The following is a 22151-nucleotide window of genomic DNA, read 5'->3' on the forward strand; positions in this document are numbered from 1 at the left end:
TGCGCGTTTAGTGGCACTGCGCGCGGCGGGCAAGCGTGCTCCTATGTCTCGCCCTGACGCAACCACTTGAGCGCACCCACCTCCAGCCCCTTGAACTTGGGCCAGCCATCGCGGTCATCGGCCAGAGGGGCCAGCAGCAGCGGAGCGTCATCGGGCAATTGCCACTTGGCCCGGTGATAGAGCTTTGAACGGGTAAGGTCGGATCGAACCAGCCACATGCCATCAGCTAGCGCCTGCGCATCGCCGTGAAAATCAAAGCCGGACGGCAGGCCTTCGGGATTATCGAACCACAACAGGTAAAGATTATCAGTCATATGCTTAAAAAGGCACGGTAAGGCGTGAAGTTCCAAGGCCGGTTGATCGGCGTTTGTGTTGGGCTGCGGGAATGCTATCGCCAGCGGTGATGAGCGAAGCGCCCCCGCATCCCGTTGATCCGATCCGCTGGAACATCGCGCTAGCGGCGCTGTTTGCGGGGTTGTGCGCAGTGCGGCTGACCCTGCCCTCCGCTCTGTTCTTTGATGAAGTGCATTACCTGCCTGCCGTGCGCAATCTGCTGGATTTGTCCACCGCCACCAATCTGGAACACCCGCCGCTGGGCAAGCAGATGATCGCACTGGGCGTGCTGGTGTTTGGCGACAATACGCTCGGCTGGCGGATCATGTCGCTGATATTTGGCACGCTGGCGGTGTTTGCCGGGATGCGCGCCATGTGGTTCGCCAGCGCCACCCGGGCAGCCAGCGTGCTGACAGGCTTCTTCCTGATCACCGGCTTTCCGCTGCTGGTGCAGGCGCGCATTGCCATGCTCGATATCTTCATGGCGGGCTTCATGCTGCTGGCGCTGTGGATGTGCGCGGGCGCGGTGCGAGAGCATGAGACCGCGCGCTGGCGGCTGGCGATTGCCGGCGTTGCCCTGGGCGCGGCGATGGCCTGCAAGTGGAACGCCATTCCGCTAGCGATGATGCCCGGCCTCGCCTTCATCATCGCCCGCACATGGCAGGCAAAATGGCACTTTCTCACCAGCAATCGCGGCTGGCCGATTGGCGGCATGACCTTGTGGGAGGCGGCCATCTGGCTGGGGCTGGTGCCGCTCGCCATCTATGCGCTCAGCTACTGGCCGTTCCTGTTCTATGCCGAGGTTTCGGGCAATCCATCGGGCCTGATCGCGCTGCATGCGCAAATGCTCGACCTGCAGACGCAGGTGCTCAAGCCGCATCCCTATCAGAGCCAGTGGTGGCAATGGGCGAGCAACTGGCGGGCGATCTGGTATCTGTATGAACAGGCGGACGGAGCGCAGCGCGGCGTGCTGCTGATCGGCAATCCACTGTCATCGCTGCTGGCCCTGCCCGCGCTGGCGTGGTGTGCGTGGGCAGGATGGAAGGACGGGCGGCGGGACTGCATGGCGCTGGCACTGCTGTATGCGGTCAGCCTGGGCCTGTGGATCGTGGCCCCCAAGCCGGTGCAATTCTATTATCATTACCTGCTGCCGCACTGCTTTGGCATGGCGGCGCTGGCGCTGGCGACGCAGCGATTGTGGCAAAGGGGGGAGCGGCTTGCCCCTGCCGTCATCGTTGGCGGATCTGCCGCGCTGTTCGCGTGGTTCTACCCCATTCTCACCGCGGCCCCGCTGGACGGCGAGATGGCGTTCCTGCGCTGGGCGTGGTTGCCCGGCTGGCGCTGATCTTCAGCCCGGTAAATGCACTGCGCCGCAGCAGCGCGGGATGTCCCGCACCACTGCGGCGTTTGCAGCCTCAGGCTTGTTGTACGGCGTTAGACGACAGCGCGGCCGCCGCCCTTGGGGCCGACCAGCATCCAGGCGATGAAGCCCACCACCGGGAAGACGATGATACCCAGCGACCACAGCAGCTTGCCGACAACGGATTCGCCGCTGGTGACCACGTTGTAGATTGCGTAAATGTCCAGAAGAAGGACCAGAACACCAATGATTTCCATGACTTGCTCCTGACGGTTTGAGGCGTAGCCTTGCGCCCTTCATGTCCGTTGGAACGGATGGAAATCGTTTCTGGTTCCGAGAAACTTAGCGGAAGCGGCCCCACACGAACTTGCTGGACAGGGCATAATTCCACACCGATGCCAGCACCACGCCCACCAGCGCGGCGATCCACCAGCGGAAGCCATTGGCTTCCAGCATCGATGATACGGCCACATTGGCGAAGGCACCCACGGCGCAGGTGGCGCAGAATTTCAGCCAGCCATAGAACAGACCCTCTGGCCCCGACAGCTTCTGGTCGCGGTAGGTGAGCAGGTTGTTGAGCCAGAAATTGAACGTCATCGCCACGATCGTGGCCACCGCCGTTGCCAGGGTGAACCCTGTCAGACCGGTGCGGAAAAGCGATGCCAGCACGGCCATGTGGACGAACACGCCCAGCCCGCCCACGGTGCCGAACAGGGCAAAGCGCGTGGGGATGTAGCGCCCGAAATAGCGCTCATACAGTCCGGCGACGAAATCCAGGACCACGCCGTGATCCAGCTTGCTTTCACCTTCGAGGCGCTCGGCAAATTTCAAGGGGAATTCCTTTACTGTCAGCTGCGGCTTGGCCGTCGCCAGAATGTCGAGCATGATCTTGAAACCAATGCCGGAAAGATGTTGCGCCTGCTTGCGCAGCTGATCGGTGCGCAGCAGGAAGTATCCGCTCATCGCGTCGGTCAGTTCGGTGCCGGTCAGCTTGCGCGCCATGGCATTGGCAAAGCGACTGCCCTTTTCGCGGCCCGCGCTGGACAGGCCATCGGCATTGCCGCCCTCGGCAAAACGGCTGGCATAGGCGAGATCGGCCTCGCCCGATTTGACTGCGGCGAGCATGTCTTTCAGCAGCGCCGGATCGTGCTGGTGATCGGCGTCCATCACCGCCACGAAAGGCGCGGCAGTGGCGCACATCCCCTCGATCGCGGCGCTGGCAAGACCGCGCCGGCCAATGCGCTGGATCACGCGGATGCGCGGATCGCTCTGGCCGATGCGGCGTGCCTCTTCGGCGGTGCCATCGGTGGAATTGTCATCGACGAACACCGCTTCCCAGCCCGAAGGGCCAAGCGCGTCTTCCAGCCGCCGAACCATCGGGGCGATATTGCCCTTCTCGTTCAGGGTGGGCAGCACCACCGCGAGTTCGAGCGGCAGGGCAACTGGCGCGGTGCTTTGTGCAGCTGGGCGCAGATCTGTGTGCGTCATGTCCATGGGCCGGTGCGGTACATGGTTAATGCTAACAGATCGTTGACGGTTTACAGAAGATCAACGATCGCATCGCCGATTTCTGCAGTTCCGGCGCCGCCGCCAAGATCGGCACCCTTCACGCCTGCTTCCAGCGCCTTTGCCACTGCCGCCTCAACTTGCTGCGCCTGTGCCTCCAGCCCCAGCGAATGGCGCAGCAGCATCGCAAGGCTGAGGATCATGGCCATCGGATTGGCCTTGCCCGTGCCGGCAATATCAGGCGCGCTGCCGTGGATCGGTTCATACAGTCCGAAAGTGCCGAAGTCCGTCTGCGCTTCCCCCAGCGATGCGCTGGCGAGCAGGCCGATGGAGCCCACGCACATGCTCGCCTGGTCAGACAGGATGTCGCCAAACAGATTGCCCGTTACCACCACATCGAACTGGCCGGGATTGCGGACCAGCTGCATGGCGGCATTGTCGACATACATGTGGCTGAGTTCGACATCGGGATATTCGGCGGATGTCTCTATCACCACGTCGCGCCACAGCTGGCTGGTTTCCAGCACATTGGCCTTGTCCACGCTGCACAGACGCTTGTCGCGGCCCTGCGCGGCGCGGAACGCCACATGGGCGATGCGGCGCACCTCGTCCTCGGCATAGGACATGAAATCGAAGCCCTGACGGCGACCGTCATCCAGAGTGCGGATGGCCTTTTCGCCAAAATACACATCGCCATTGAGTTCGCGTACGATCAGCAGGTCGATCTCGCGCGCCACTTCAGGACGCAGGGCAGACATGTCCTCCAGCCCCGGAAACATGGTGGCGGGGCGCAGGTTGGCGAACAGCGTCAGCGCCTGGCGCAGGCCCAGAATGGCCTGTTCGGGGCGCAGGTGCCGCTCCAGATTGTCACACGAGGGATCACCCACGGCGCCAAACAATATGGCATCGGAGGCCTTGCACAGCGCCAGCGTCTCGGGCGGCAGGGGATGGCCATGCGCCTTGTAGGCAGCGCCGCCGACATCGGCGTCAGCGGTCTCGATATCGGGCAGATCCAGTGCCGCCAGCACCTTCTTGGCCTCTGCCATGATTTCCGGGCCGATACCGTCCCCGGCCAGACATGCGATCTTCATTTGGCGACTTTCATTCTATTATCCGTCCCAGCAATTCTCTCAAGCGAGCGCGCGCGGCCATAACATCGCCGCGCCTGTCGGCAAGCAGGTAGTGCTCCAGCGGGGCCGCCAAAGCGTCCATTTCCACCAGTAATTGCGGCAGGTCGCCTTCGGGACGGGTGGCCTCCCCGCCATAGCCCAGCTCGCGCAGCAGCAGCACCTCATAGCCGATCAGCGCACTGGTCCAGCCGCGCGCCGACGGTGCCTGGCAGATCGCATCGAGCAGCCCCCCCAGCGCCGAATGCAGCGGCGGGTAGGGCTGGCGTTCGGGCAGGGCGGTGGCGGTCAGCGCGCAGGTCCAGCCAATGGCGCTGGCGAGCAGCGGCTCCGTGATGAAAGGCCCGCGGCTGGCGATCAGTTCGGGTCTGGCAAAGGGCAGCTGACTTTCAGACCGGGCGGAGATCTGCACCTCCACCAGATTGCCGGGGATCATCACCGGGCGCAGCTGCCGCCCGCGCCCGCCCGCGACATAGGCCGCCACCAGCCCGTATTCCTCGGTCAGGAAACGCGCGACGACCGCAGTTTCCCCATGCTGGCGGGATGCGACGAGGATGGCGGGGGCGCGGATGTGCATAGGATCATGCATGTGCCGCTTTCGCGCCAGAGCTGCAAGGAGAGCGGCCCGCAAGGAGGTGGCATTTGTGCGCGGGGCTGTATTTCGATATTGTCGGGCCCATCCCTGGGGAGAGGAAAGCATCATGTTGAAGATTGCAGCCATGGCAGCAGCCGCGCTTGCCAGCGCGGGCCTTTCATCGCCGCTACAGGCGCAGGAGGGCGCGCTCAGCCCGGTGCAGCAGGAATTTTATGCCGAATTGCTGGCGATGGGCGATGTGTGCAGCGAATTGCCGCAGTTCCGCGTACACAAGGATGACCTGCAAGGCTGGGTCACCCAGAACCTTGCCAGTTCCTCCGAAGATACGCTCGACACCGTGCTGGACCTGCGCGCGGCAAAGATCGAAGCGATGCAGGCCGATACCCTGGCCGTGCGCGAGATGCCGCCCGGGGCGAGCCGGACACGCGCGGTGAGCGAGCATTATGCCGATGTTGTGGGGCGCTGCCTGCGCATGGCCCAGCATGACGAGGCCGGACGCTTCTTCCAGCGCAACTGAGCCATTTGCGGTGATTGGCGCCTGACGGACTGCACCATCAGGCACACCCTCAGGCCGCGCGGCCTATTTGGCCAGCTTTGCCTCAAGCGCGGCGATCTTCGCTTCGAGCACGTCGCATTTTTCGCGCGCGTTGGCGGCCATGTCCTTGACCGCGTCAAATTCCTCGCGGCTGACGAAATCCATGCCGCCCATGGCCTCCCTCATTTTCTCACGCGCAGTGTCGCGCGCCTCGCGGGTCATGCCCGCAAAGGTGCCGGCCGCGCTGTTGGCCAGTTTGACGAAGTCGGCGATGATCGGGTTTTCGCTTTGCATGGGACCTATCTGGTATTGTGATGCGCTCTTGGCAAGCTTTCACAACTCGAAACGTTGCACGGCGTTGCTTACCTCAATCTCGCTGGCATCGGGATTGGCGTCAAGAAACTGCCAGTTGAGCACGCTGGCAAACAACACCCACGCCAGATAGGGCAGCAGGATGATCCCGGCCGCCGGGCGTACTTTCCAGAACAGCCACACAGTCACTGCCAGCGCCACGTCCAGCGCGATCAGTACCGCCAGCGCCAGTGCAATGTCATGTTCCGCAAAGAAAATCGGCGACCACGCCAGATTGAGCGCGAATTGCACCACGAAGGCGAGGATCGCCAGCACGCGCATGCGGGCACCCCAAGCGGCGCAGACCATCGCCAGCGCAACGCCCATCATCAGGTAGAGGGTTGCCCAGACAATGCCGAATGTGGCGGGGGGCGGATAGATCGCGGGCTTTACCAGCGCATCGAACCACGGATTATTCGCCGCGCTTCCAGCCACTTGCCCGGACAGGAAACCCAGCAGCAGCACGGTTGGCACCAGAAACAGGGACCAGCGAAGCAGGCTGGCGCGCAATTGCGCGGGGGACGCGAGGCGGTTCATTGAAGCTCCTGCATGTCGGGCGGTTTCACGCCGCGAGAATCACGTAAGTCATTGTGACCGCACGGGGCTGTTGGCGCAAGCGGGCGAAAGGCCGCATTCCGGGTGCGAGCGGTCAATCTCCGCCTCTCTGCGCCGATATGAGGAATTCCACGTTGCCTTCGGTGCCCTTGATCGGGCTTTGGGTGATGCCCTGGATCCGCCAGCCTTCGCCTTCCAGCCATGCCTGCACCTCATCGCACACGCGCTGGTGCAGCGCCTCATCGCGCACGATGCCGCCCTTGCCCACCTCGCCGCGCTCCACTTCGAACTGCGGCTTGATCAGCGCCACCAGCTGGCATGTGGGCGCAGCCAGTTGCAGCGGCACTTCCAGCACCTTGCGCAGCGAAATGAACGATGCATCGCACACCACCCAGTTGCAGGACCGATTGATGATATCGGCGGTCAGCGCACGGGCATTGGTCTGTTCCAGCACGGTGATGCGGTCATCGCCGCGCAGCTTCCAGTCCAGCTGGTTGGTGCCGACATCCACCGCGAACACATGCTGTGCCCCGTGATGCAACAGCACCTGCGTGAACCCGCCGGTGGAGGAGCCGATATCCATTGCCACCGCGCCAGACGGATCGAGTCCGAAATGCTTGATCGCACCGTCCAGCTTGACCCCGCCGCGCCCGACCCAGGGATGATCGCGGCCCTTGAGGACAATCTCGGCATCCACCGGAACCTGCTGGCCCGGCTTGGCCACGCGCTGTTCCTTCACGAACACGAGGCCCGCCATCACCAGCGCCTGCGCGCGGGCGCGGCTATCCGCATGCCCCAGATCGACCAGCAGCTGATCGATCCTTTTCCTGGCGGTCTTGCCTGCTACGTTCTTGCCTGTGGCCATGGGAAGGGCGATAGGGGGCGATGCGCTCTCGCGCCAGATTTGAATTGTCATAATGATAAGGCAGATGGGCGCCATTTTGTTGAGACTGAAGGATTGCAGACCCATGCATTTACGCAGCATTTCGGCCCTTTTCATCGGCACGGCACTTCTGGCCGCCTGCTCCTCCGGTGAGGATGTGAGCGAGGAAGAAGTGCAGGCTCCCGAGCCTGTGCTCACCTCCACCCCTGTTGCCACCGCCGCGCCCGATGGCTCTCCGCTGGCCGAAGGACAATGGACGATTTCGGAAGATGCCAACGGGGCGAGCGCCAGCTTTGGCCCGGCGGGAAGCGATGCGCTGGTGGTGATCGCCTGCACCACCGCCAGCCGCGCGCTGAGCATGACGGTGGCGGGCAGTTCCGATGGCACGCAGCCTTATGTGATCGAAGCGGGCGGCACCGCCGCGCGGCTGGATATGGTCTCCACCGGCGGCACGCTGCCGATGATGCGCGCCGATATTGCGCGCGATGCACCGGTGTTCGGCGGCTTCGTGATGCCCGGCCAGGCCGTGTCCATCACCGCCCCCGATGGATCGATCCTGCGCCTGCCCACGGCACCCGGCATCCGCCGCGTGTTCGAGGCCTGCGCATGAGGCCAGTGCTGACACGCAGTCCTTTTTCGGCGGCGCTGGCGGGCCTTGCCTGCATGGCGCTGTCTGCCTGTATCCCGGCATCGAGCGAACAGGCACCCGCGCCCAGCCCGGCCCCCGCGCCAGTCAGCGCGCCGCCGCCCCCGCCTCCGACGATCTCGGTCGTGCCCATCCTGCCGCTGCCGGATGACTGGGCAGAGCAGCCGCGCACGGCGGGCGACTGGACCTATGTCCGGAATGAAGGCGGCTCCGGCGCGCGTTTCATCGATGACAGCGGCGCGACGTTGCTGGTGATCGGCTGTTACACAGACACCAGGCGGGTGCTGATCGGGCGCCCGGCGCAAGGCCTGCCCGAAGCACCCAGAATGGATATCCGCACGGAAACCGCGCAGCGTGCCGCCAATCTCACCCGCGGGCAGGACGGCGCGAGTGTGACCTGGGCATTTGAGGGCAGCGATCGCTTCCTTGACGCCATCGCCTTTTCACGCGGCCATTTTGCCGTGGGCGTGACAGGCGCGGCTCCGATCTATCCGCCAGCCTATCCCGAAATCACCCGCGTGATCGAGGATTGCCGATAGAATTTGTGCGAAGCAACAATTCTGACTGTGAAAAAGATTTTTACAAGTCTTGTTTTGTGGCCGGCAAAGATTCACAACTGCAATCAAGGCCAGCGGTTAACGCGGTCTTCGCCCACGGTGATACGGCCCGGTAAAACGGTTTGGGGTGTTGGCTTAATAGCGCGAAAGGAGGTGATCCGATGTCTCATGGTTCAGCAAGGGGGTCGGTACAGTTCCACACAAGGCATTATCGGTACTAGAAACATTACCGGTAGAGGCTTTGTGGGCGGCACTTCCGGCCGCTGACCATGAAAAGGGCGGTTCCTCGTTTCGCGAGGGCCGCCCTTCTCATTTGCGGTCTGTCAATTGAAAGGCGTTTTGCCTGTGGCCATCGCAATCACTGCGAGTGGGCGCAGCCCGCGCCAGACGCTATTTCTTCTGGCCGCCGTCCGCACCCGCCTTCTTGTCGGCGGCTTCCTTCCTGGCGGCTATGGCAGCGGCTTCCTTCTTGGCGATCGCTTCCTTGTCATTCTGGTCAGACATGCGTTCCTCCTCCACTTGAATCGGTTGGCTGGAAGACGGTCATACACTGTCGCTGCACACCTTGCATGCATGTCCACTTTCTATTCGCCACTTTGCCCGCTAGCAGTCGAACAGCAAGAATAGCGGTTTTTACGAAAATTTCAAAATCAGCTTCCAATTTGGAATAATTGGTCATATCTGACGCCTGATTTGTAAGGATTGATAATAATGGCGACTTTCGCGGATTCCCCCGCACTCGATTTTGCCCGTATCGAGCACCCTGCCCCGACCGATGCCGCCACCCGCGCGGCGGCGATCGCCGATCCCGGCTTTGGCAAGGTGTTTACCGATCACATGGTCTCTATCGACTGGGATGAGGGAACTGGCTGGCACAATGCCACGCTGTGCCCGCGCGGCCCCATCGCGCTCGATCCCGCGGCATCGGTGCTGCATTACGCGCAGGAAATCTTCGAAGGGATGAAGGCCTACCGCCTCGATGATGGATCGATGGCGCTGTTCCGGCCCGACCAGAACGCCCAGCGTTTCAACGATTCCGCGCGCCGGCTGGCGATGCCGGAAATTCCCGAAGAGCTGTTTATCGAAGCCGTGCGCCAGGTCGTTACCGCTGATGCCGACTGGTTCCCGCAGGTGGAAGGCGGATCGCTGTATATCCGCCCGTTCATGTTCGCCAATGAGCCATTCCTGGGCGTGCGCCCGGCCAAGCAGTACAAGTTCCTGGTGATCCTTTCCCCGGCTGGCAATTACTTCAAATCGGGCGCTCCGGCGGTCAGCATCTGGGTTTCGAGCGATTACACGCGCGCGGCGCCGGGCGGCACGGGTGCGGCCAAGTGCGGCGGCAATTATGCCGCCAGCCTTGTCCCGCAGGCCGAAGCCATCGCCAAGGGTCACGATCAGGTGGTGTTCCTGGATGCGGTGGAGCGCAAATGGATCGAGGAACTGGGCGGCATGAACCTGTTCTTCGTGTTCGATGACGGCAGCATCATCACGCCGCCGCTTTCCGGCACGATCCTGCCCGGCATCACCCGCAACAGCCTGCTGACGCTGGCGCGCGACGAAGGGCTGAACATCCGCGAGGAACGCTACAGTCTCGACCAGTGGCGCGAAGATGCGGGCAGCGGGCGGCTGACCGAAACCTTCGCCTGCGGCACCGCTGCGGTGGTCACGCCGGTGGGCAAGGTTGCGGGCAAGGATGGCGAGTTCACCATCGGCGGCGGCGGCCCTGGCCAGATGACCAGCAAATTGCGCGAACGGCTCGTGTCCATCCAGCGCGGCGGGGCGGCAGACCGCCACGGCTGGGTCATGCGGCTGGGCTGATCGATGTTGCGCATTTTCCGGATCATCGCCCTTGTCGAAGGGGTGACCACGATTGCCCTGTTCCTGGTGGCCATGCCGCTGAAATACTGGGCGGGTAATCCCATGCTGGTGCCGCCTGTGGGGATGACGCACGGCGTGGCCTGGCTGGCCTATCTGGCGGCGATGATCGCCTGCCTTCCGGGCAAGGGCTTTTCCGGCTGGGAATGGGCGCGCACCTTCATCGCCGCGCTGTTTCCATTCGGCACATTCCTGAATGATCCGCTGATCCGCGGCAAACAGACAGCGCGCCCTGTAGTCTAGGCGGTAATCTAGTTCCGATCAGCCGTCGAGGTCGCGCCAGCGCCATTCGCGCGCTTCGCCCATCGGGATTTCACGGGTCATCTGATCGGCCAGTTCCAGCGCACGGGAAAAGGCCTGCTCTCCGGTCCCGTCCTCAGCCTCTGCGGGGAAGGCGGAGCCGAGGAAACCATTCACCGCGCGGCGTGAAACCATCACGATATTGCGGCTGGCATCGCTGCCGTCATCGACATTCACCAGCACGCGCTGGATGGCCTGCGACCCTTGCAAAACCGCAATCCGGTGCTCACCCGCAAGCACATCGGCAAAGCGATAGGAACCATCCGCGCCCGTCACCGTCGTCAGGCCCAGCTCGGCAATTTCAAGCTGGACGGCGGCGGCAGGCTCCCCGCGTGCATCATAGACCGTGCCGGCAATGTCCCCGGCCTGCGCGCCGCTGGCTGCGCAAAGCGATGAAACACCAAGGAGGAAAGCTGCAATCCGCACGTGAGGAACCCGTTCTGGCGCCAGCGAATCTGCGCGGCACCTTCAGGCCCATCAACAGCCGATCAACATGACAGCCAGATTACAGTTGATGACATTTTGTTGACCATCCCCCTGTTGACCGTGCCCATGTTAACATTCCCGGGCGCCTCACCCCTGTTTCAGCCCTTCCAGCACCAGCGCGCTGGCCCGCTCGCCAATCATGATGGCGGTGGCGTTGGTGTTGCCCTGCGGAATTGTCGGCATGATCGATGCATCGGCCACCCACAGCCCGTCCACGCCCTTTACGCGCACGTCTGGCGTGAGCACGGCCATCGGATCATCGGCTGCACCCATCCTGGCCGTGCCGACGGGATGGTACATGGGAATGGTGGCGGCGCGCACATAGGGCGTCAGCGCCTCCGCCCCCACAGCTGCGGCACCGGGGCGCACTTCGCTGGTGACTTCGCCCGCAATCGCGGCCTGTGCCATGATCCGCCGGGCGATTTCCAGCCCCTCGATCAATTGCGCCTCATCCTCCGCCTCGCCCAGCAGCTGGTGCTCGATACGCGGCGGCGCGGCGGGATCGGCGCTGGCAAGCGTCAGCCGCCCGCGCGCCTCTGGCCGCATCAGCGCCACGAAGGTGGAGACGGAGCTTTCCTTGCGCAGCTCCAGATTGCCCGTGGGCGTGACATCGAAGGCGAAGGCAGAGAACGCCAGCTGGATATTGGGCGCATCCAGCCCTTCGCGCGTGCGCACGAAAGCCTGCGCATGGCCGATGCCGGTGGTCAGCGCGCCTTTGCGGGCGAACAGGAATTTGAGCACGCTGCGCACGCCAGCCAGCCCGCGGCTGTCATCGTTGAGCGTGTGGGCGGCAACTTCATTGACCAGATGCACGCCGGGATGTTCCTGCAGATTGCGCCCCACGCCCGGCGCATCCACCACCACATCTATTCCGTGTTCACGCAGGTGATCGGCAGGGCCAATGCCCGACAGCATCAGCAGGCGCGGGGTGTTGAGCGCGCCTGCGCACAGCACCACGCCCTCGCTGGCGGTCAGTGTGATCAACGCGCCCGCGCGCTTGAGCGTGACCCCGCTGGCGCGGCCATCGGTAATCTCGATCTTGTGCACCTGCGCCTCAAGCAGGATTTCCAGGCTGGCGGGCTTGTTCTTCAGATATCCGGCAGCGGTGGAGGAGCGCAGGCCCGCGCGCTGCGAGAGCTGGATATAATCCACACCTTCATTGTGCTGGCCATTCAGATCGGGCGAGCGTGGAAAGCCCGCCTGCTGCACAGCGTCTATCCAGTGATCGGTGACATCGTAGCGGGAGCGGACTTCGGACACGGCAATCGGCCCGCCCTGCCCGCGATAGTCATCAGCCCCGCGCTCATTATCCTCCATCCGGCGGAAGTAGGGCAGCACGGATGCATAGTCCCAGCCGGACGCGCCCAGCTGCGCCCAGCGGTCATAATCATAGGAATGGCCGCGAATGAACATCATTCCGTTGATGGACGAACCCCCGCCCAGCCGCTTGCCCGCAGGCCACACATCGGGCCGCCCGCCAACGGACGCATCAGGCTCGGCCTTGTACATCCAGTCAAAATCGGGCGTGTGGACGATGCCGCTCATCAAGGCAGGCACGGCGGAGCGGATGTCCTTGTGGCTCTTGCCCGCCTCCACCAGCGTGACGCGCTTGCCCGCCTCGGCCAGCCGCACGGCCATGGCCATGCCCGCGCTGCCGCCGCCGATAACGATAATGTCTGCCTGCTGTGCCAAGTCGCTCTCCCTCAATTCCCGCGTGATGGGCAAAAGCAGCATTCCCCGCAAGGGTGCTGCGCGCTATTCCACCTGCCATGAGCGACAGAGCGATCATGCAGCGCAGCGCGGGTGACAGGCTGACCCTGATAGAGAGCAGCTTTGCCCGGCTGGCGGGCAGGCCGCTCGTCCCGCCCGGCAGCGATCTGTGGAGCGCCGCCAATGCCATCGTGGCGCACGGCCCGCAGGACCCGCCGCTGTTCTTCTATGCCAACGCGCAGGCGCTGGAACTGTTCAGAATGAGCGCCGCCCGGTTCATCGGCCTGCCCAGCTACAAGAGCGCCGAGCCGGGCCTGCGCGAGGAGCGCGCCGCCATGCTCGCCCAGCTGGAAGCGGAGGACATGGTGACGAACTATCGCGGTATCCGCATCGCGGCGGATGGCACGCGCTTTGTCATCGAGAATGCGGTGGTGTGGAATCTGATCGACGAAGCTGGCCAGCGACACGGCCAGGCGGCAACATTTGCGCAGTGGTCGCCAGTCCCGGACTAGACCGGCACCACTTCGATCACGCTGTGGCCATTGGGATTGGGCGTCACGCGGTCGATGCGGAAACCGGCGGAGGTGAACAGGGCCTCGAAATCCGATTGTTTGCGTTCGCGCCCCGTGTCCCACACCATCATCGCGATATCGGTGCCGATGCTCTCATCGGGCTGAGGAATATCGGACAGCAGGTGATCGATCACAGCCAGCCTTGCGCCCGGCTTCATCGCCGCCCTGATGCTGCCCAGGATTCGCCGGCATTCCTCATCGTCCCAATCGTGCAGGATCTGCTTGAGGATATAGAGATCGGCCGCTGGCACTGCTTCAAAGAAACTGCCGCCCACCAGCTCCACCCGCTCCGCCAGAGGGGATGCCTCCACTTTCGGGCGGGCGATTTCGATCACGTCGGGCCGGTCGAACACGATGCCCCTGGTGCCGGGATATTCGCCCAGAATGGCCAGCAGCATATCGCCCATGCTGCCGCCGATATCGGCCACGGTCTCAAACGGCTGGAAGCGGTGCTGAGAGAAGATGAAACGCTGCACACGCCGCGTCATGAAGCCCATGAACTGGCCGAAACCGGCCGCCATGTCGGGATGCGAATGAAAATAGTCGAACACCGGTTCGCCATAAGCCTTCTCGAACGGGGTCTTTCCTTCGCGCAGGGCCGGCAATAATTGCGCGCAGGCGCGGCCGGATATCTCGACATTGGTCAGAAAGCCCGATGCTTCCAGCATCATGGCGGTGCGGCTGCTGCCCCGCACCAGTCCGTCCGCGTCCAGTTCCAGCATTTCATGCGCCGCCAGGAAATCGATCATGCGGCCCAGCAGGTCCGCCGGAATGTCGCCTGCGTCGGCCAGCTCGGCCACGCTGACCGGTCCCTCCAGAATCCGCGCCGTCACGCCCGCGCGGTTGAGGGCATTCATCACCGCCGTGCCGAACACGGCCTGATTCAGCCAGTTGAACAGGTCATCGGGATTATCGAAATATCGCCCGAATGCGCGTCTCTTGTCCGTCATCTGATCCTCCCCCAGCCTGGTGAGGTTTAGGCCGGGCAGGCGCACAAAGCAAAACCCTGCCCCCGTTAAACTTTCCCTTGCTTGCAGGCCGCGCTAGGCAGTCCGATCTTTGCTGGCATTGACCACGCAGGTTTGAGGAGCGCACGCCCAATGTCCGATGTCTATACCCCGCCCAAGGTCTGGAGCCCTACCGAGAGCGGAGGCCAGTTTTCCGGCGTCAACCGTCCCACCGCCGGTGCGCGGATGGAAAAGGAGCTGCCGCAGGGCGAGCATCCGTTCCAGCTCTATTCGCTGGGCACGCCCAATGGGGTGAAGGTGACGATCATGTTCGAGGAGCTGCTGGAGGCGGGTTTTTCGGGCGCGGAATATGATGCCTGGCTGATCAAGATTTTCGAAGGTGACCAGTTCGGGTCGGGCTTCACCGATCTCAATCCCAATTCCAAGATCCCCGCCCTGCTCGACAAGAGCGGGCCGGAACCATTCCGCGTGTTCGAAAGCGGTGCGATCCTGATCCATCTGGCGGAAAAGTTCGATTTCCTGCTGCCCAAGACCAATCCCGCGCGCGCCGAAACGCTCAGCTGGCTGATGTGGCAGATGGGCAGCGCGCCCTTCATCGGCGGCGGCTTTGGCCATTTCTATGTCTATGCGCCCGAACGCTACAAATACCCGATCGATCGCTATGCGATGGAAACCAAGCGCCTGTTCGATGTCGCCAACATCCAGCTGGGCAAGACCGAATATCTGGCGGGCGAGTACTCGATTGCCGATATCGCCGCCTATTGCTGGCTGGGGAACCTCTATCACGGCGCTTACAACCGCTGCGATATCTTCCTGGGCCTGGACGAATATGAAAACGTCGGCCGCTGGGTAAAGGCCATCGACAAGCGCCCCGGAGCAATCCGCGGGCGCCTCGTCAATTCGCAGGCGATGGCAGAACGCCACTCCGCCGCCGATTTTGACAAGGTGGAGGATCGCAGCCTGTTCGATCCGGTGCGCAAGCGCGCCGACGTCTAGGCCACGTGTTACAAGGCCGGATGATGAAAACCGGCGGCGGAGGCACCAGCCCCCGCCGCCGGTTTTGCATCAAAAGCGGAAGCTGGCCTCTGCCCCATAGATGCGCGGACGTGCCTTGAACACGAAGCCGCCGGGTGAGAACTCGGCGTTATACTCCTCGTTGAACAAATTGCTGGCGAAGGCATACAGCCCCCAGCTGTCATTCTCCACGCCCACACGGGCATTCACCAGATTGACCGGATTGCGCACCGTGGAATTGGGCACATCCCACCACGTCCGCCCGGTCCGGCGATAATCGACACGCATCAGCAGATCGAGATTGTCGGTCAGCGCAGGCGTGAACTGCGCCCCCAGATTGACGGTGGAGCGGGAGATCAGCGGCGCTTCATTGCCGATCACGGTGGGATCGGGGAAGGCCTTGATATCGCTCCACGTGAGACCCCATGCGGCAGAAAGCTCAACATCGCGGGCAGGCCGCAGCGTGGCTTCCAGTTCCAGCCCCTTGATCTTGGTCTTGGGCACATTGCCCAGGTTCTGCGTGGAGTTTGCCGCAAGGAAGACGAAGAAATAGCTGTTCTTCGATGTCGTGGTGTAGACCGCGCCGTTCAAGGTGAGCATGCGGTCCAGAAGCTGGGACTTGAAGCCCAGTTCGAAGGTGTCGGCCGTTTCCGCATCATAGATGTCCGATACGCCGACAATGCCATTGTCGAAGGCCACGCCGCCCACGCCCGTCTGGTTGAAACCGCCCGAACGGAAGCCGCGCGAATAGCCGCCATACAGCGTCACCTCATCGGTGGGCGTGTAGGTCAGCGTTACCTTGGGTTGCAGATCGTCGAAGCTGATCTGGCGCACATCGCCTGTCGCGCCCTGCGGGAAGCCGGGCACATTGGGCAGGAAGGCGGTGGGGGTCAGCGTGGTCTGGCGGCGCTTGTCGTGATCGTAGCGCAGCGAGGCATCGGCGCGGAACATGTCGCTGAACTGATAGCCCACGTTGGCGAACAGCGCCCAGGCGAAATTGTCCTGCTCATCGGCCAGAAAGCTGGATTGCGGGTTGAGCGGGTTGGTGCTCGGCTCACGGTACACGGGGAACACGCCCGCGCCGGTATCCACCATGTTGCCGGTGGAGATATAGCGGTCGGTGGCGATCAGATAGCCGCCGAACATCCAGAACAGATCCTGATTGGAAGGCGATTCAAAGCGCACTTCCTGGCTGAAAGCCTCAACATCCAGGAACTGGCTCTGGTTGAGGTCGAAGCCCAGACCCAGGCCGAAACCGAAGGGCGAATCCGCCGGACGGAAGAAGAAGCTCTCCTCTATCGGGCGGAAGTCGAAGGCGTCGCCGGTAAGGATTTCTTCCAGCCAGTCATACGAGGTGATCGAGGTGACGGTGAAGCCGTCCCCTTCGAAGGTGAGCTTGGCCGAGATATTGTAGATATCGCGGTCATTCTGTCCGGCATTGTTGACCTGCACCGGCAGGCTGGTGTCATTCACATCGTTGACGATGTTGAAATACAGCGCCTGCGTGCGCAGCTGGTCCATCGATGCCCGCAGGTCGAGCTCGATATTGTCATTCAGGTCGAACATCAGCCGCCCGCGCAGCGAGAGGTTCTGGACCGGATCGGCCTCCTCGCCCAGATAGGTATTGGGGATGTATCCGTCCGTGTCCTGGAACGCACCCGACAGGCGGAAACCGCCGGTTTCGCCCACCGGACCGCTCACCCCGCCGCGCAGGGAAAAGCCAAAGCCATTGTCGATCCCGGCGGTAAGATTGCCCTCCAGCTGGTCGCCCGGCTCCTTGGTGGTGACGATGATCGCCCCGCCAATGGCGTTGCGGCCATACAGCGCGCCCTGCGGACCCTTGAGCACTTCGATCTGTTCGATATCGAACAACTGCTGGTTGAACTGGGCCGGATTGACCTGCAACACGCCATCGACAACCACCGCCACCGATGGCTCGCTGTTGCGGGCCTGGGTAATGCCGCGAATGATGACGAAGGCATTACCCGCGTTCTGCGTTTCCACCAGATTGACGTTGGGCGTCAGCGCCACGAAATCGGCCGGGCGCAGGATGCGCGCATTGTCGATCGTCTCGGCCCCGAAAGCGGTAATCGCAACCGGCGTATCCTGCAGGGAATCGGCGCGGCGAAGGCCCGTCACCACAATGGTATTGCCGCCCTGCGACGCTTCGCCTTCCTGCGCGGCAGGATCGTCCTGCTGCTGCGCCGCAACCGGCGCGGACATGGAGATTGCAACCGCCAGAGCCGAAACCCCGGCAAACGCACGTGTTTGACTGATTTTCATTTGATCCTCCCACCTGTTTTATTTTTTTGAAACATAGACCATTTCCCGGACGCGGCCAAATAGGTTTGCCGTTTGTCCGCCGTTGCTTTCGCAGGCCGAGACGGGAGCCTTCGCTGCCAGTGTTCGGGCCAGAAAAACATCCGGTCTGGACGGTGGACAAGGTCCCGCGACCCCAAACGCACCCTTTTCATCTGCGGCGGGCGCTCTATATGGGCGCATCCGTGCTGGGGCGTGGCCAAGCGGTAAGGCAGCGGCTTTTGGTGCCGCCATGCGCAGGTTCGAATCCTGCCGCCCCAGCCAATTCCTTCGAATGACCTTGCAGAAGGATCGAACCGCAGGTTCGGAATCGAAGATGAACGAGCCCGCAGGGCGAAGACAATCCTGCCGCCCCAGCCAGTTCCTGATCCTTGAAGGTCAATCCGTGCGGCGGTTGACGATGGCCAGGCCCGCCACCGTGGTGACGCTGGCGGCCAGCACCGCCATGGCAGCGCCGGCAGAGCCGTGAATGTCGATCAGCCAGATCAGCGCGACCAGCGCGGCGGCGGTGGGCACGGCGCGCAGCAGGAAATTGGTGAATGCCCGTCCGCGCGCCACCAGCAGCGCCTCCAGACTGGCACCCACCAGCTCTATCGCAGCGGCAGCCGACAGCAGGATCATGGGCGTATAGGCGGCGATGAAATCGGGCCCGGCAATCACGCCGATCAGCCAGCGGCCCGCCAGCAGCGCGAACAATATCGCGCCGATCCCGGTAATCACGGCGATGATGGTGATGCGCCGCACGATGGCGCGCGCCGCTTCGGGAGAGCGGACAAGTTCGGGATAGGTGGCGCGCAGCAGCGCCTGCGCCAGCTTGAGCAGGCCTTCGCCCAGTTGCGCCGCCACGCGGTAAATGCCCGCCAGCGCCGCTCCGCCCAGCGCGCCCACCAGCAGTACCAGCAATTGCCGCGATGCGATCAGCAGCATGCCCGAAAGCGCGGTTCCGACCACGAAGCTCCATGTCTTGCCATCGGCGGCGGGCACGCGGCTGAGGCTGAAATGGCGCCAGAAAATCGGCTGGGTCTGGCGCGCGAAGTACCAGTACATCGCCGCTGTCGCCGCTTCGGATGCGGCCCATACGATCAGGAAGGCGGTGATGCCGGGGGCCAGGAAGGCGACGATGATCGCCCCGATCACACGCACGATGGAAGTGACCGAATCCGCCGTGGCCGCGCGGGCATAGCGATCATGCAGGCGCAAGATCCCGGTGGGTGTGGAGCGGACGGAAAACAGAAACACCAGCGTGAAGAAAAACGCCGTCAGCCGCAATTCACGCGGCAGGGGCAGCCAGTCACCGGCCAGCCACAGGATCAGCGCGGCGGCTATGGTGCCAACAATGATGGTCAGCGCATCCAGCGCCAGCGCAAAGCCTGTGGCATCGCCGATTGTCTTCTTGGTCTGGCCCCAGCGGACCACCACCTGCCATGTCTGGAACGAGGTGAAGCCGACCAGCGCCTGCGCAAAGGTGACCACCAGGATGAACTGGCCAAATCCGGCCAGGCCCAGCGCCCGCGTGGCCAGCGCCAGATAGACAAGGCTGAGCGCCGCGTTGATGCCGCGCGCGCCCATCAGCCAGCCGGTATTGGTCAGAGCGCGCTTGATCATGTGCTGCCTTCTATCACTTCGCGCCCCCTGCCCCAGAAGACGGACAAATGCAAAAGCCGCATTTGCAAATGCTCCAATTGCAAAAACCGGGCAGGACGATAGGTCTGGCAAAGGGAAACAGGAGTCACCATGCCAGACAACACGATCCGCCTCAGCTTCATGAAACTCAATGTGGCAGAAATGGAGCCTGCGCTGGCCTTCTGGCGCGATGCCTTCGGCTTTACGGTGCGCCAGACCTATGATGAGGAGGCATTCCTCGAACACATCCTCAACCTTCCGGGGCAGGAGGCAGGGCCCAGCCTGATGCTGGTGCAGACCAAGTTCCCGATGGATGTCACCGTGGGACCCGGCCACGGTCCGCTTGGCATCACCTGCAGCGATATCGTCACCACGCTGGAATGCGCGATTGCCGCGGGCGGCGTGAAGACAATGGAGATCACCGAAGTCGCTCCCGGCATTCGCGTCTGCCTGGTGAAATCACCGCAAGGGCATGAGATCGAGCTGGTGCAGGCTGGCGGATAACGCCATGTCCGCACCCTCTGGCGCCAAGCCCAACTTCGTCTTCATCCTGGCCGATGACCTCGGCTTTGCCGACCTGTCCTGCTATGGGCGGGAGGATTACCAGACGCCGGCGATAGACGCGCTGGCCGATGGCGGCATGCGCTTCACCCATGCCTATGCCAACAGCGCGGTATGCACCGCCACCCGCGTGGCGCTGATGACCGGGCGCTATCAATACCGGATCGCGATCGGGCTGGAAGAACCGCTTCAGGGCCGCGATATCGGCCTGCCGCCAGCGCACCCCACACTGCCATCGCTGTTGCAGAACTGCGGCTATCACACCGCGCTGGTGGGCAAATGGCATCTGGGCGAATTGCCCCGCTATTGCCCGCTCAAAAGCGGCTTTGACGAGTTCTGGGGCATTCGTGGCGGCGGGGTGGATTATTTCACCCACGAACTGCACGGCAAGAATGACCTGTGGGACGGGGAGACCAATATCGAGCGGGTCGGCTATCTGACAGACCTGCTGGGTGATCGCGCGGTGGAAGTGCTGGAACAGCGCGCGAAGGGCGATCAGCCGTTCTTCCTCAATCTCAACTTCACCGCCCCGCACTGGCCGTGGGAAGGTCCCGATGACGAGGGCGAAGCCTTGCGGTTGAAGGCCCGGACCGATGATCCCATGCCGATCATCCACTGGGATGGCGGCGACATGGCCACCTATGCCGCGATGATGCGCAATCTGGATGAGAATGTGGCCAAGGTCACCGCCGCGCTGGAGCGTCTGGGATTGGCAGACAACACCGTGGTGGTGTTCACATCGGACAATGGCGGGGAGCGTTTCTCTAAGACCTGGCCGTTCAACGGCCGCAAGACCGAGCTGCTGGAAGGCGGATTGCGCATTCCCGCCATCGTGCGCTGGCCGGGGCTGGCCAGGCCCGGCAGCGAGAATGACGTTCCGGTGATGACGATGGACTGGCTGCCCACCTTCCTGGCGGCGGCAGGCGGCGCGCCCGATCCGGCCCGCCCGACCGATGGCCTCGATATTCGCAGCGCCATTGCCGGCCGCAACCTGCCGCAGCGCACCTTGTTCTGGCGCTTTGCCAATCATGACCAGAAGGCGGCGCGCCGCGGAAACCAGAAATACCTGCAGATCGGCACCAATGCCTTCCTGTTCGATGTGGTGGCTGACCCGATGGAGCGCGCCAATCTGAAGGAGCGGCGGGCGACGGACTTCCACTCCCTGCGCGCGGAATGGAACAGCTGGAACGCCACCATGCTGCCACCCGATCCGCAGGCCGGGCGGCACGGCTTTACCGGTGCGCAGCTGGCCGAATATTACGGCGTGGACAGCTAGGCAGGGACGGTCTTGCGCGTGCGCCGGATGGCGGGATAGTCAGGATCGTCCAGCACGCTGGAGATCAGGAAATCCTCCACCAGATTGCAGTTGGGATCAGTGCCCAGATCCTTGCGGAAATACAGCATGCGCCAGTCTTCCAGCGACTTGAGCATGATCACGTCCTTGCGCATGGCTGGCGGCAGGATCGCGTCCGACAGGCTGGCCACTCCCAGCCCGCGATCGAGCATGGCCGCCATCACATCATAATATTGCGTATGGCCGATGATGTGGCGCGGGATGATCCCGTGCCGTTCGTAATTGCGCAGCACCTCACGCTCCTGCTTGCTGGTGGCCTTGGGCAGGATGAAGGGCAGCTTGTTGAGCGCCTCGGCAGTCATCGGCAGGTCATGCCCCTCGGCATATTTGCGGTGGCCGTAAACGCCCCCGCGCACCATCGCCAGTTCGCGAAACTGGTTGAGCACGGGATGATCGGCGCGCTGGTTGATCAGGGCGAAATCGAACTGGCCGCTTTCCACCGCGCGGATCAGCTGGCCAAATGGCCACTGCGCCTCGAACTCCAGCTCTATGTCCGGATGGGCGCCAAAGAACTGGTCCAGCTTGCGCCGGACATAGGCATCGAACATGCCCTGCCCCACCAGAACCTTGAAGCGGACCTTGCGCTCAACCTCCTCGCAATTCTTGCGGCGGTGCGCCGCCAGCACCTCGCCCGCAATCTGGAACTTGCGCAGATCGTCCAGGAAGGCCAGCCCCTCTGCCCGCAAGGTCGGGCGGCGACCCGGCTTGCGATCGAACAGTTCCACGCCCAGCTGCTCCTCCAGAACCTTGATCTGGTTGCTGACCGAAGCCTGTGAAATTCCTAGCAATTCCGCGCTGCGGCCAAAGCTGCGAGTGGTGGCGAGGCTGGAGAAGACTTCCAGCTGGCGAAGAGTGAATGGCAGGCTTGGCATTATGGGTCCTTTCCGCACCTATAACTTCAAACCTATCTATTGTCATCAC

At 63.0% G+C, this 22151-nt stretch carries 24 protein-coding genes and 1 tRNA gene; 11 read left to right on the top strand and 14 right to left on the bottom strand.

The genetic code is table 11. The features are described from left to right. Positions 1-41 precede the first annotated feature (41 nt). Positions 42-314 carry a hypothetical protein gene (locus GRI32_RS03710; protein ID WP_160589788.1) on the bottom strand — a complete coding sequence of 91 codons (273 nt, stop codon included), beginning with the start codon at positions 312-314 and terminating at the stop codon, positions 42-44. A gap of 89 nt (positions 315-403) precedes the next feature. On the opposite strand from GRI32_RS03710, the gene GRI32_RS03715 reads away from it, so the two are divergent. Then, complete coding sequence (locus GRI32_RS03715) at positions 404-1678, top strand: glycosyltransferase family 39 protein (RefSeq protein WP_160589789.1); 1275 nt, start codon at positions 404-406, stop codon at positions 1676-1678. Between the two features lie 89 nt (positions 1679-1767). Here GRI32_RS03715 and GRI32_RS03720 read toward each other — a convergent pair whose 3' ends face one another. The 4 genes from GRI32_RS03720 to recO all read right to left on the bottom strand — a co-directional run bounded on the left by GRI32_RS03720 (position 1768) and on the right by recO (position 4903). Continuing rightward, entirely contained in the window at positions 1768-1950 is a 183-nt protein-coding gene (locus GRI32_RS03720) for a PLD nuclease N-terminal domain-containing protein (protein ID WP_160589790.1), read from the bottom strand. 85 nt (positions 1951-2035) lie between these two features. Continuing rightward, positions 2036-3187, bottom strand: coding sequence for a glycosyltransferase family 2 protein (locus GRI32_RS03725; RefSeq protein ID WP_160589791.1), 1152 nt, complete (start codon positions 3185-3187; stop codon positions 2036-2038). Positions 3188-3231: 44 nt separating this feature from the next. Beyond that, entirely contained in the window at positions 3232-4290 is a 1059-nt protein-coding gene (gene leuB, locus GRI32_RS03730; RefSeq protein ID WP_160589792.1) for a 3-isopropylmalate dehydrogenase, read from the bottom strand. 10 nt (positions 4291-4300) lie between these two features. Beyond that, positions 4301-4903, bottom strand: coding sequence for a DNA repair protein RecO (gene recO / locus GRI32_RS03735; protein ID WP_160589793.1), 603 nt, complete (start codon positions 4901-4903; stop codon positions 4301-4303). Between the two features lie 124 nt (positions 4904-5027). Here recO and GRI32_RS03740 point away from each other — a divergent pair, with 124 nt between their 5' ends. Continuing rightward, positions 5028-5438, top strand: coding sequence for a hypothetical protein (locus GRI32_RS03740; RefSeq protein ID WP_160589794.1), 411 nt, complete (start codon positions 5028-5030; stop codon positions 5436-5438). Between the two features lie 63 nt (positions 5439-5501). On the opposite strand, the gene GRI32_RS03745 is transcribed toward GRI32_RS03740, so the two are convergent. The 3 genes from GRI32_RS03745 to GRI32_RS03755 form a co-directional block, all read right to left on the bottom strand. Next, positions 5502-5750 (bottom strand): accessory factor UbiK family protein, encoded by a 249-nt coding sequence (locus GRI32_RS03745; protein WP_160589795.1) that lies wholly within the window; start codon positions 5748-5750, stop codon positions 5502-5504. A 39-nt stretch (positions 5751-5789) separates the two neighbouring features. Next, positions 5790-6344, bottom strand: coding sequence for a TspO/MBR family protein (locus GRI32_RS03750; protein WP_160589796.1), 555 nt, complete (start codon positions 6342-6344; stop codon positions 5790-5792). 112 nt (positions 6345-6456) lie between these two features. Continuing rightward, a complete protein-coding gene (locus tag GRI32_RS03755; protein ID WP_160589797.1) occupies positions 6457-7227 on the bottom strand; it encodes a TlyA family RNA methyltransferase in 771 nt (256 codons plus the stop codon). A gap of 103 nt (positions 7228-7330) precedes the next feature. Between GRI32_RS03755 and GRI32_RS03760 the strand changes: the two genes are divergently transcribed. The 4 genes from GRI32_RS03760 to GRI32_RS03775 all read left to right on the top strand — a co-directional run bounded on the left by GRI32_RS03760 (position 7331) and on the right by GRI32_RS03775 (position 10566). After that, on the top strand, positions 7331-7855 hold the full coding sequence (locus GRI32_RS03760; protein WP_160589798.1) for a hypothetical protein: 525 nt from the start codon (positions 7331-7333) through the stop codon (positions 7853-7855). A 5-nt stretch (positions 7856-7860) separates the two neighbouring features. Beyond that, a complete protein-coding gene (locus GRI32_RS03765) occupies positions 7861-8430 on the top strand; it encodes a hypothetical protein (protein WP_160589799.1) in 570 nt (189 codons plus the stop codon). 729 nt (positions 8431-9159) lie between these two features. Next, entirely contained in the window at positions 9160-10266 is a 1107-nt protein-coding gene (locus tag GRI32_RS03770) for a branched-chain amino acid aminotransferase (RefSeq protein WP_160589800.1), read from the top strand. A gap of 3 nt (positions 10267-10269) precedes the next feature. Next, positions 10270-10566, top strand: a complete 297-nt coding sequence (locus GRI32_RS03775; protein ID WP_160589801.1) for a DUF3817 domain-containing protein — start codon at positions 10270-10272, stop codon at positions 10564-10566. Positions 10567-10584: 18 nt separating this feature from the next. On the opposite strand, the gene GRI32_RS03780 is transcribed toward GRI32_RS03775, so the two are convergent. Continuing rightward, positions 10585-11049 carry a carboxypeptidase regulatory-like domain-containing protein gene (locus GRI32_RS03780; protein ID WP_160589802.1) on the bottom strand — a complete coding sequence of 155 codons (465 nt, stop codon included), beginning with the start codon at positions 11047-11049 and terminating at the stop codon, positions 10585-10587. A 147-nt stretch (positions 11050-11196) separates the two neighbouring features. Further along, entirely contained in the window at positions 11197-12801 is a 1605-nt protein-coding gene (locus GRI32_RS03785) for a GMC family oxidoreductase (RefSeq protein WP_237437365.1), read from the bottom strand. A 77-nt stretch (positions 12802-12878) separates the two neighbouring features. Here GRI32_RS03785 and GRI32_RS03790 point away from each other — a divergent pair, with 77 nt between their 5' ends. After that, positions 12879-13331 carry an MEKHLA domain-containing protein gene (locus GRI32_RS03790; RefSeq protein ID WP_202385923.1) on the top strand — a complete coding sequence of 151 codons (453 nt, stop codon included), beginning with the start codon at positions 12879-12881 and terminating at the stop codon, positions 13329-13331. On the opposite strand, the gene GRI32_RS03795 is transcribed toward GRI32_RS03790, so the two are convergent. After that, positions 13328-14341 (bottom strand): methyltransferase, encoded by a 1014-nt coding sequence (locus tag GRI32_RS03795; protein WP_160589804.1) that lies wholly within the window; start codon positions 14339-14341, stop codon positions 13328-13330. The two genes, GRI32_RS03790 and GRI32_RS03795, sit on opposite strands and share 4 nt — an antisense overlap. 150 nt (positions 14342-14491) lie before the next feature. Between GRI32_RS03795 and yghU the strand changes: the two genes are divergently transcribed. Then, the gene (gene yghU / locus GRI32_RS03800; RefSeq protein WP_160589805.1) at positions 14492-15355 is read left to right on the top strand and encodes a glutathione-dependent disulfide-bond oxidoreductase; all 864 of its coding nucleotides are present in this window, start codon (positions 14492-14494) and stop codon (positions 15353-15355) included. Positions 15356-15424: 69 nt separating this feature from the next. Here the strand turns inward: yghU and GRI32_RS03805 are convergent, their stop codons facing one another. Next, entirely contained in the window at positions 15425-17656 is a 2232-nt protein-coding gene (locus tag GRI32_RS03805) for a TonB-dependent receptor (protein ID WP_237437366.1), read from the bottom strand. A gap of 225 nt (positions 17657-17881) precedes the next feature. On the opposite strand from GRI32_RS03805, the gene GRI32_RS03810 reads away from it, so the two are divergent. Beyond that, positions 17882-17956: transfer RNA gene (locus tag GRI32_RS03810), tRNA-Gln, on the top strand. 114 nt (positions 17957-18070) lie between these two features. On the opposite strand, the gene GRI32_RS03815 is transcribed toward GRI32_RS03810, so the two are convergent. Then, complete coding sequence (locus GRI32_RS03815; RefSeq protein ID WP_160589806.1) at positions 18071-19297, bottom strand: lipopolysaccharide biosynthesis protein; 1227 nt, start codon at positions 19295-19297, stop codon at positions 18071-18073. Positions 19298-19426: 129 nt separating this feature from the next. Here GRI32_RS03815 and GRI32_RS03820 point away from each other — a divergent pair, with 129 nt between their 5' ends. Then, complete coding sequence (locus GRI32_RS03820; RefSeq protein WP_160589807.1) at positions 19427-19819, top strand: VOC family protein; 393 nt, start codon at positions 19427-19429, stop codon at positions 19817-19819. Positions 19820-19823: 4 nt separating this feature from the next. Continuing rightward, positions 19824-21152: a sulfatase-like hydrolase/transferase gene (locus GRI32_RS03825; RefSeq protein WP_237437367.1), complete on the top strand. Its 1329-nt coding sequence runs from the start codon at positions 19824-19826 to the stop codon at positions 21150-21152. Here GRI32_RS03825 and GRI32_RS03830 read toward each other — a convergent pair. After that, positions 21149-22102 carry a LysR family transcriptional regulator gene (locus GRI32_RS03830; RefSeq protein WP_160589809.1) on the bottom strand — a complete coding sequence of 318 codons (954 nt, stop codon included), beginning with the start codon at positions 22100-22102 and terminating at the stop codon, positions 21149-21151. The genes GRI32_RS03825 and GRI32_RS03830 overlap by 4 nt on opposite strands. Positions 22103-22151 lie beyond the last annotated feature (49 nt).

The organism is Alteraurantiacibacter aestuarii (assembly GCF_009827405.1).
Taxonomy (GTDB): Bacteria; Pseudomonadota; Alphaproteobacteria; order Sphingomonadales; family Sphingomonadaceae; genus Alteraurantiacibacter; species Alteraurantiacibacter aestuarii.

Bases quoted from the DNA above. Each gene is read 5' to 3' on its own strand.
- GRI32_RS03710 (WP_160589788.1), bottom strand. From the start codon at position 314: ATGACTGATAATCTTTACCTGTTGTGGTTCGATAATCCCGAAGGCCTG.
- GRI32_RS03715 (WP_160589789.1), top strand. From the start codon at position 404: ATGAGCGAAGCGCCCCCGCATCCCGTTGATCCGATCCGCTGGAACATC.
- GRI32_RS03720 (WP_160589790.1), bottom strand. From the start codon at position 1,950: ATGGAAATCATTGGTGTTCTGGTCCTTCTTCTGGACATTTACGCAATC.
- GRI32_RS03725 (WP_160589791.1), bottom strand. From the start codon at position 3,187: ATGGACATGACGCACACAGATCTGCGCCCAGCTGCACAAAGCACCGCG.
- leuB (WP_160589792.1), bottom strand. From the start codon at position 4,290: ATGAAGATCGCATGTCTGGCCGGGGACGGTATCGGCCCGGAAATCATG.
- recO (WP_160589793.1), bottom strand. From the start codon at position 4,903: ATGCACATCCGCGCCCCCGCCATCCTCGTCGCATCCCGCCAGCATGGG.
- GRI32_RS03740 (WP_160589794.1), top strand. From the start codon at position 5,028: ATGTTGAAGATTGCAGCCATGGCAGCAGCCGCGCTTGCCAGCGCGGGC.
- GRI32_RS03745 (WP_160589795.1), bottom strand. From the start codon at position 5,750: ATGCAAAGCGAAAACCCGATCATCGCCGACTTCGTCAAACTGGCCAAC.
- GRI32_RS03750 (WP_160589796.1), bottom strand. From the start codon at position 6,344: ATGAACCGCCTCGCGTCCCCCGCGCAATTGCGCGCCAGCCTGCTTCGC.
- GRI32_RS03755 (WP_160589797.1), bottom strand. From the start codon at position 7,227: ATGGCCACAGGCAAGAACGTAGCAGGCAAGACCGCCAGGAAAAGGATC.
- GRI32_RS03760 (WP_160589798.1), top strand. From the start codon at position 7,331: ATGCATTTACGCAGCATTTCGGCCCTTTTCATCGGCACGGCACTTCTG.
- GRI32_RS03770 (WP_160589800.1), top strand. From the start codon at position 9,160: ATGGCGACTTTCGCGGATTCCCCCGCACTCGATTTTGCCCGTATCGAG.
- GRI32_RS03775 (WP_160589801.1), top strand. From the start codon at position 10,270: ATGTTGCGCATTTTCCGGATCATCGCCCTTGTCGAAGGGGTGACCACG.
- GRI32_RS03790 (WP_202385923.1), top strand. From the start codon at position 12,879: ATGAGCGACAGAGCGATCATGCAGCGCAGCGCGGGTGACAGGCTGACC.
- GRI32_RS03795 (WP_160589804.1), bottom strand. From the start codon at position 14,341: ATGACGGACAAGAGACGCGCATTCGGGCGATATTTCGATAATCCCGAT.
- yghU (WP_160589805.1), top strand. From the start codon at position 14,492: ATGTCCGATGTCTATACCCCGCCCAAGGTCTGGAGCCCTACCGAGAGC.
- GRI32_RS03805 (WP_237437366.1), bottom strand. From the start codon at position 17,656: ATGAAAATCAGTCAAACACGTGCGTTTGCCGGGGTTTCGGCTCTGGCG.
- GRI32_RS03815 (WP_160589806.1), bottom strand. From the start codon at position 19,297: ATGATCAAGCGCGCTCTGACCAATACCGGCTGGCTGATGGGCGCGCGC.
- GRI32_RS03820 (WP_160589807.1), top strand. From the start codon at position 19,427: ATGCCAGACAACACGATCCGCCTCAGCTTCATGAAACTCAATGTGGCA.
- GRI32_RS03825 (WP_237437367.1), top strand. From the start codon at position 19,824: ATGTCCGCACCCTCTGGCGCCAAGCCCAACTTCGTCTTCATCCTGGCC.
- GRI32_RS03830 (WP_160589809.1), bottom strand. From the start codon at position 22,102: ATGCCAAGCCTGCCATTCACTCTTCGCCAGCTGGAAGTCTTCTCCAGC.